Below are 6,731 nucleotides of genomic sequence, written 5' to 3'. Positions count from 1 at the left end.
AAGCGGCCGGACGCCGGACGAGCCGTCGTACGGCGACCTGCCGACGGGCCCGCGCCGCGCGCCGCAGGCCGAGGCCGTCGGCGCGGCGGGCGCCCCGCAGCCCCGGGACCGTCGCGGTACGCCGGAGTCCCGGTGGACGGCCGACCCGACCGCGCCGACCGACGAGCCGGCGTCCCTCGCCGGTCACCGGGTGAAGCCGACGGCGTGGGACGGCGCGGCGGACCGGGAGGCGCTGGCGGAGCCGGTCAGCGGGGTCGACGTCGGGGACGGAGCCGACTGGGACGGTACAGCCAGCCGGATCACGCCGACGGTGTCCACCGGGGAGCCGGTGGTGGACAGCTCCTCCGCGCCGGTCCCGTCCGACGGGTTGCGAGCGGTCGACCCGATCCAGGTGCCACCGACCGCCGACCCGGCCCAGGTTGCACCGGCTGCCGTTCCGTCCGACGGGCCGCGTGCGGCCGATCCGGTCCAGGTTGCTCGGGCCGCCGGTCCGGCCGACGCGCCGGCAGCAGCCAGCGAGGTCACACCGCAGGTCGTGGTCGGGTCCGTGGCGGTCCCACGGGTGGCGGACCGGGCCGAGCAGCCGCACCGCACCGAGGAGACGGCAGCCACCACTCACCGCACCGGGACGGCCGAGCAGCCGCACGACACCGAGCAGACGGCAGTGACCGCCGACCGCACCGCGCCCGCCGAGCCGGCCGAGCCCACCACCGTCACCCCCCGGCCCCGACCGAAGCGGACCCGCAAGTCCCGTTCCGCCGGGTCGGACGAGCCGGTCGCCACCACCGCGAGCGGCGCCGGAACGGACGCTCCGGTGGCCGCCACCTCCACCACGACCGGCGACGCCGGATCGGACGACCCGGTGGCGGCCACCCTCGCCACCACCGGCGACGCGGCGCCGGCCACCGACGCGGGTCCCGCGGCTGCCACCACCGGCTCCGCCGCTCCTGCCGCTGCCGCCGGCTCCGCCGCTGCGGTCACCGGCCGTAAGGGCTCGGCGAAGCGGGCGACCCGCCCCGCGACGGACCCGACAGCCGCCCCCGAGCCGGCCGACTCCCCCGCTCCGGCACCCGCCGCCCGTTCCGGTGCGGACACCGCGCCGGCCGACGACCCCGAGCGTGCGCTCGACCGGCCCAGGCTCGACCGCCCCGGGCTCGATCGGGCACTCGACCGGAGCCGCCTCGACCGGCCGGAACTCGACACAGCCCGGCTCGTCGAAGCCGGCCATGGCCCCACCGAACTCGACGCCGCCAGGCTCGACCCGGCGCCACTCGACCCGGCCACGCTCGACCAAGCGCGGTTCGACCCGGCCGGGCTCCACCCGGCCGCGCCCGGCTCGGCCCGCTCCGAGTACCCCTCGGCCGGGTCCACCGGGGACGACGTCCGCGACGCGCCGGTTCCCCGGTCCGGCGTGCGGCCGTCGGGCGCGGACCGCAACGCGGCGCGCCACACCCCGCCCACCGCCGGCGCCACTCCCGCGACCGGCGAGCCGGCGCCCCGCCCCCGGCACCAACTGCCCGACCTGAACAGCGCGGCGAGCTGGAACGCCTTCACCGCTCCCCGCCCCGCGCCGGCGCCGCCCCGCGCCGGCCTGCCCTTCCCGGACCACGGTCCGGAGGAGGAACCGAAGCCGGTCACCTTCCGCTGGGACGCGGACGACTCCCGGCCCGGCACCCCCGCTACGGCGAGCCGGTCGACGGACCTGCCCGCCGCCGAGGTGCCCGGTGTCGAACCTCGCGGGGCCGAGCCGTCGGCGGAGGTCGAGCCGGAGCCGGCGGCCGACCGGTCCCGTACGAAGCGGAGCCTGTTCCGCCGCAACAAGGCGCGCAGCGCCGAACCGGCGGCCGAGCACCCGGAGGCGGAGCCGCTCGCCGCGCAGGACGAGGAGTACGTCGACTGGGTCGCCGGCCTGAGCCGCCCGCTGGCCGACAACGAGCCGGAGACGGAGAGCGGCCGCCGGAGGAGAGGAACTCCGCCGACTTGTCCTGCATGCCGCGGGCGGCGTAGTCCTTCAGCTCCTGGGTGATCTTCATAGAGCAGAACTTCGGCCCGCACATCGAGCAGAAGTGCGCGGTCTTCGCGGGCTCGGCCGGCAGCGTCGCGTCGTGGTACGAGCGGGCGGTCTCCGGGTCCAGCGAGAGGTTGAACTGGTCCTCCCAGCGGAACTCGAACCGGGCCTTGGACAGCGCGTCGTCCCAGGCCTGCGCGCCGGGGTGGCCCTTGGCCAGGTCGGCTGCGTGCGCCGCGATCTTGTACGCGATCACGCCCGCCTTCACGTCGTCCCGGTCGGGCAGCCCGAGGTGCTCCTTCGGGGTGACGTAGCAGAGCATCGCGGTGCCGAACATGCCGATCATCGCCGCGCCGATGGCCGAGGTGATGTGGTCGTACGCGGGGGCGATGTCGGTGGTCAGCGGGCCGAGCGTGTAGAACGGCGCCTCGTGGCACCACTCCTGCTGGAGGTCCACGTTCTCCTTGATCTTGTGCATCGGCACGTGGCCCGGGCCCTCGATCATCACCTGCACGTCGTACTCCCAGGCGATCTTCGTCAGCTCGCCGAGGGTCCGCAGCTCGGCGAACTGGGCGTCGTCGTTGGCGTCCGCGATCGACCCGGGCCGCAGCCCGTCGCCGAGGGAGAACGTGACGTCGTAGCGGGCCAGGATCTCGCACAGCTCCCGGAAGTTGGTGTAGAGGAAGTTCTCCTCGTGGTGCGCCAGGCACCAGGCCGCCATGATCGACCCGCCCCGGGAGACGATCCCGGTCACCCGGTCCACGGCCAGCGGCACGTACGGCAGCAGCACCCCGGCGTGCACGGTCATGTAGTCGACGCCCTGCTCGGCCTGCTCGACGACGGTCTCCCGGAACACCTCCCAGCTCAGCTTCACCGGGTCGCCGTCAACCTTCTCCAGTGCCTGGTAGATCGGCACGGTCCCGATCGGCACCGGCGAGTTGCGCACGATGGCCTCGCGGGTCTCGTGGATCCGCTTACCGGTGGAGAGGTCCATCACGGTGTCGGCGCCCCACCGGGTCGCCCAGGTCAGCTTCTCCACCTCCTCCGCGACCGACGAGGTGACCGCGGAGGTGCCGATGTTGGCGTTCACCTTGACCAGGAACGCCTTGCCGATGATCGCCGGCTCGCACTCCGGGTGGTTGACGTTGAGCGGCAGCACCGCCCGGCCGGCGGCGATCTCGTCCCGGACGAACTCCGGCGCCATCCCCTCCCGGATCGCCACGAACTCCATCTCCGGCGTGACGACCCCGGCGCGGGCGTACGCGAGCTGGGTGGGCCGCTTCCCGTCCGCCCCGGCCAACGGCGTGCCGGCACCCCGGACCGGGGTCACGTCACCGCGCTCGGCGATCCAACCCCCGCGCAGCGGCGGCAACCCCACCTCCGGATCGGAGCCCGGGCCGGAGGTGTCGTAGCGGCGCAGCGGCGGGTTGTCCCCGGTCAGCTCCACCTCGGCGAACGGCACCCGGACGTCCGGCCGTGAACCCTCGACGTAGACCTTGCGACGTGCCTGCATGACAGCCTCCCTGATGGTCAACCGGACCAGCCGAAGTGGTCCAGCGGGCCGCGTCCCGCGCCCAGTTCCCAGTCCCGCGCGCCGGTCAGCGCGCGGGTGACGTACTCCTTGGCGGCGGCGACCGCGACCGGCACCGGGTCGCCCGCCGCCAGCCGGACGGCGATCGCCGCCGAGAACGAGCAGCCGGTGCCGTGGGTGTGCCGGGTCCGCACCCGGGGCGCGCGCAGCAGGACGGTCGTCCCGCCGCCGCACAGCACGTCGACCGACTCGCCGCCGGCGTCCACGTCACCGCCGGTCACCACCACGTGCGCCGGGCCGCGGCCGGCGATCGCCTCGGCGGCGACCGCCATCTCCTCGACCGTGGTCACCGGGCGTCCGGTGAGGGCGGCGGCCTCCGCGCAGTTCGGCGTCGCCACCTCCGCGTACGGCAGCAGCCGCTCGACCGCCGCCACCACGCCGAGCGGGTGTCCACTGGTGGCGACCAGCACCGGGTCGACGACCAGGTACGGCAGCCGGCCCGCCTTCGCCGCCTCGGCCACGGCGTCGGCGACCGCCGGGGTGCCGAGCATTCCGGTCTTCACCGCCCGGACGCGGAAGTCGCCGAGCACGCTGTCGAGCTGCTCGGTGACCGTTCGCGGGGGCAACGGCAGCACGGCGTCGACGCCCCGGGTGTTCTGCGCGGTGACGGCCGTGATCACGCTGGTCCCGTACGCGCCGAGGGCGGCGAAGACCTTGAGATCGGCCTGGATGCCGGCACCGGCGCCGGAGTCCGAGCCGGCGATGGTGAGGACGGTCGTCGGGGTCACTGTCCCTCTTCCCGGGTCGCTGTCGGAGGCCGGCCGTGCGGGTTCGTCGAAGTCGGCGTCAGGGGCCGCGGGCTGGCTGCGCGGAAGGCCTCGGTCAGGGTGGCGGCCGCCTGGGTGGGGTCTTCGGCTCGCATGATGGCGCCGAGCACGGCCACGCCGAGGGCTCCGGCCTCGACGCAGGTGTGCACCTGGTCGGGGGTGTCGATGCCGCCGAGGGCGAGGATCGGCACGGGGCTGGCCTGGATCAGCTCGGCGAGCCCGTCCGGGTGCAGGGGTGGGCCGTAGCCGGGTTTGGTTCTGCTGGGGAAGACGGGTGAGAGGGTCGCGTAGTCCTCGGTGGTGAGTCGGGCCAGTTCGGCGCGGTCGTGGCAGGAGCGGCCGACCAGGCCGAGGGTCGGTGGCGGGTAGGGGCCGGCCGACGGCAGGTGGACGGCGTCGCCGTCCAAGGGGTCGGGGCCGGCGACGATCAGGCTGCCGCCGGCCTCGGCCAGGAGCGGACGCAGCGCGGCGGCGAGGGCGGCACGTTCGGCGCGGGGCAGGTCCTTCTCGCGCAGCACCACCCAGCGCACTCCCCCGGCCACCGCCGCCGCGACCACCTCCGGCAGCGGTCGCCGGGCCTGCCACCGATCGGTGAGCACCACCAGGCCCGAGGGCACCACCGGACGGGCTGGCCCGGTCGCGCCGAACCGCCCCGAGCCGGCTCGACGCGGGTCCGGGCGCGTCCCGGCGGGGCGTGGACCGCGCACTGCGCCCGCCTCGGGCGGCCCGTCGACGACCTGCCGCGTCACCGTCACAGGTCGGGCCTTCCCTCGTCGGGGGTGGAGGCGAGGGCGTGGAAGCGGCGGGCGATCCGCCCGGCGCCGTACGCGAGCCGGCCCGCCTCCACCGCGTACCGCATGGCGGTGGCCATCGCCACCGGGTCGGCGGCCCGGGTGACCGCGCTGGCCAGCAGCACCGCGTCGCAGCCCAGCTCCATGGCGAGTGCCGCGTCGGAGGCGGTACCGATGCCGGCGTCGAGGATCACCGGCACGGCCACGCTCTGCCGGATCAGCCGGATGTGGTGCGGGTTGGACACGCCCAGCCCGGAGCCGATCGGCGCGCCGGCCGGCATCACCGCGGCGCAGCCCACGTCGGCCAGCCGGCGGGCCAGGATCGGGTCGTCGGAGGTGTACGGCAGCACGGTGAACCCGTCGGCGACCAGTTCCTCGGCGGCGCGCAGCAGCTCCACCCCGTCGGGCAGCAGCGTGCGCTCGTCGCCGATCACCTCCAGCTTCACCCAGTCGGTGTCGAACGCCTCCCGGGCCAGGTGGGCCACCTTCACCGCCTCGCCGGCGGTGTAGCAGCCGGCGGTGTTCGGCAGCAGCCGCACCCCGCACCGGTCCAGCACGTCGAGCAGCCCGCCGGCCGCGGCGGGGGTGGTGTCCACCCGGCGCAGGGCCACGGTGACCAGCTCGGTGCCGGAGGCCCGGACGGCCTGCTCCAGCACGTGCAGGTTGGCCGCGCCGCCGGTGCCGAGGATGAGCCGCGAGGAGAGGGTGACGGTGCCGATGGTGAGCGTCACGCCGCTCACCCGCCCTGCGCGGCGCTGAGCACCTCGACCCGGTCGCCGTCGCGCAGCACGGTCGCCGGCCAGCCGGTGCGGGGCACCACCTCGCCGTTCACCGCCACCGCGAGGCCGCGCCGCTGCTCGGTGACCGCGCGGACCAGGTCCGCCACGGTCGACCCGCCGGGCAGGTCCCGGCCGGCACCGTTGACGATCAGTTGCACGTCTCCTCCTCGGGGGTGGGTGCGATCCGGTCCCGGCCGGCGGCTCGGGCGGCGGCGCCGGCGGTGAACCGGTCCGGCGCGAAGGGGGCGAGCAGCGGGTCCGCCGCGCCGGTGACCACCAGCTCGGCGATCAGGTCGGCGGTGACCGGGGTGAGCAGGATGCCGTGCCGGTGGTGGCCGGTGGCGACCAGCACACCGGGCCGGCCGGGCAGCGGCCCCAGGATCGGCGCGTTGTCCGGCGTACCGGGGCGCAGCCCGGCGGCGGCCTCCACCAGGTCGTACTCGGCCAGGTCGGGCACCAGGTCGACGGCGGCGCGGAGCAGTCGCAGCACCGCCCCGGCGGTCACCTCGGTGTCGGCGCGCTCCTCGACGGTCGCGCCGAGGACCACCTCACCGTCGACGCGCGGCACCAGGTACACCGACTCGCCGTCGGCGTACCCCCGGATCACGTGCCGGAAGTCCGGCGTGCCGCGACCGGGCGCGCGCAGCCGGAGCACGTGCCCCATCCCCGGCCGGACCGGCAGGCCGGTGCGCGCGGCGGCGCCGCAGCCGGCGGCGACCACGGTGTCCCGGGCGTCGACCGCGGGGAGGCGCGCGTCCGCGCCGGGCACCAGCCTGGCCCCGGCCCCCGCGTCCG

5 protein-coding genes and 2 pseudogenes are annotated in these 6,731 nt (G+C 76.1%); 1 reads left to right on the top strand and 6 read right to left on the bottom strand.

Going from position 1 to position 6,731, the window contains the following annotated elements; genetic code table 11:
* A pseudogene (locus tag KBX37_RS32930) lies at window positions 1–2,026 on the top strand (hypothetical protein); the annotation flags it as partial.
* Here the strand turns inward: KBX37_RS32930 and thiC are convergent.
* The 6 genes and pseudogenes from thiC to KBX37_RS32900 form a co-directional block, all read right to left on the bottom strand.
* Window positions 1,950–3,521, bottom strand: a pseudogene (gene thiC, locus KBX37_RS32925) (phosphomethylpyrimidine synthase ThiC); the annotation flags it as partial. The pseudogenes KBX37_RS32930 and thiC sit on opposite strands and share 77 nt — an antisense overlap.
* 17 nt (window positions 3,522–3,538) lie before the next feature.
* Window positions 3,539–4,327 (bottom strand): bifunctional hydroxymethylpyrimidine kinase/phosphomethylpyrimidine kinase, encoded by a 789-nt coding sequence (thiD, locus tag KBX37_RS32920; RefSeq protein ID WP_210779730.1) that lies wholly within the window; start codon window positions 4,325–4,327, stop codon window positions 3,539–3,541.
* Window positions 4,324–4,986 carry a thiamine phosphate synthase gene (locus tag KBX37_RS32915; RefSeq protein WP_210779731.1) on the bottom strand — a complete coding sequence of 221 codons (663 nt, stop codon included), beginning with the start codon at window positions 4,984–4,986 and terminating at the stop codon, window positions 4,324–4,326. The genes thiD and KBX37_RS32915 overlap by 4 nt, the downstream gene beginning before the upstream one ends.
* A gap of 131 nt (window positions 4,987–5,117) precedes the next feature.
* Window positions 5,118–5,897 (bottom strand): thiazole synthase, encoded by a 780-nt coding sequence (locus KBX37_RS32910; RefSeq protein ID WP_210779729.1) that lies wholly within the window; start codon window positions 5,895–5,897, stop codon window positions 5,118–5,120.
* Complete coding sequence (thiS, locus tag KBX37_RS32905) at window positions 5,894–6,094, bottom strand: sulfur carrier protein ThiS (protein ID WP_088960276.1); 201 nt, start codon at window positions 6,092–6,094, stop codon at window positions 5,894–5,896. Before thiS ends, KBX37_RS32910 begins: the two co-directional genes overlap by 4 nt.
* On the bottom strand, window positions 6,085–6,731 hold a 647-nt coding region (locus tag KBX37_RS32900), incomplete at its 5' end, for an FAD-dependent oxidoreductase (protein WP_210779728.1). The genes thiS and KBX37_RS32900, both read right to left, overlap by 10 nt.

The organism is Micromonospora sp. U56 (assembly GCF_018070095.1).
GTDB lineage: Bacteria > Actinomycetota > Actinomycetes > Mycobacteriales > Micromonosporaceae > Micromonospora > Micromonospora purpureochromogenes.
Note: the sequence above shows the minus strand (reverse complement) of the source record. Positions and strands in the feature narration are given on the sequence as shown.